Source organism: Flavobacterium sp. Sd200 (genome assembly GCF_009826935.1).
Lineage (GTDB): Bacteria > Bacteroidota > Bacteroidia > Flavobacteriales > Flavobacteriaceae > Flavobacterium.
In genome coordinates this window covers 1-1,127 of the sequence record NZ_WUMN01000030.1, presented here as the reverse complement: position 1 = coordinate 1,127, position 1,127 = coordinate 1, and the positions used below count along the sequence as shown (strand labels likewise).

General features: G+C 50.8%; 2 protein-coding genes. Both read right to left on the bottom strand.

All coding sequences use genetic code 11. The features are described from left to right. On the bottom strand, window positions 1–322 hold a 322-nt coding region (locus GR160_RS19240), incomplete at its 3' end, for a glycine betaine ABC transporter substrate-binding protein (protein WP_305038399.1). Between the two features lie 12 nt (window positions 323–334). Then, window positions 335–1,127: ABC transporter permease (locus GR160_RS19235; RefSeq protein WP_237421262.1), on the bottom strand; the 793-nt coding region annotated here is incomplete at its 5' end.

Sequence of the window (1,127 nt, the reverse complement as noted above, 5' to 3'; positions counted from 1 at the left end):
TGCCATCCCTGGACGGCTTGTAGAGCCCTGCCGCCTTTAAAAAATCCGTGGCAATGCGCTGTGGGGACTGGTTTAAAATATCGGCTTTATAATTCAGGCTGGCCATTACACTGTCGTTTATCTTCCCTGACAACAGGTTCAATGCGTTTTCAAGGCCCGGGAGCCGTGTGAGGGTGGTGCTTTTCACAATGGGTGCAGCATAATAGGGCGGGAATATCTTTTTGTCATCTTCGAGTACTAATAAGTCATATGCGTTGACCCTTCCATCAGTAGAATAGCCGCTGATTACATCGAGGCTGCCCTCATGTGCTGCCTTATACATAACCGCATCACTCTACACCTTAGGGTTAAGCCGCAGCCCATACACCGATCGGAGCCCCATGTCGCCATCCTGCCTGCCCATAAATTCCGGTGTAAAGCCGGCCCTGAGTTTTTCCGTGCCAGAAGGCCATAGTACGTATAGCGTAGTGGCAATACCAGTAACAAATACCAGATAAAGTGCATAGCGCATGGCTTTACGGCCTGAGCGTTGCAAATACCCTATTCCTAAATCTATGAGGATCGCCAGGAGTGCAGCGGGTAGGGCACCAGCGAGTATCATATTAGTGTTGTTCAGCGAAATACCCCCAAATATAAACTCACCAAGCCCGCCTGCCGCTACAAAAGAAGCGAGGGTTGCTACACCCACGTTGATGACAGCCGCCGTACGGACACCGGCAATGATAACCGGCATGGCAAGGGGGAGTTCGACCTTGAAAAGGCGTTGGCCTTTGGTCATACCCAAAGCTGTTGCGGCTTCTGTAACCATTGGATTTACACCGGTGATTCCGGTATAGGTATTCCTGATAATAGGCAAGAGGGCATAAGTGAGCAGGGCTATAATTGCAGGTGTGGCACCAATGCCGAAGGCCGGGATCATAAAACCCAAAAGGGCGATGCTTGGCACGGTTTGCAACACACCGGCAACACCCAGTACAGGGTTGGCCAATGGCCGCCTGCGGGATATGAAAATTCCTAATGGGATTCCTACGGCCATTGCCAGTAACAACGAAAGGAATGTCAGGCCAAGATGCTGTGCGGTTTGCAACAGGAGCTTGTCGTGTTGGGATGCGATAAATTGCCAAAAG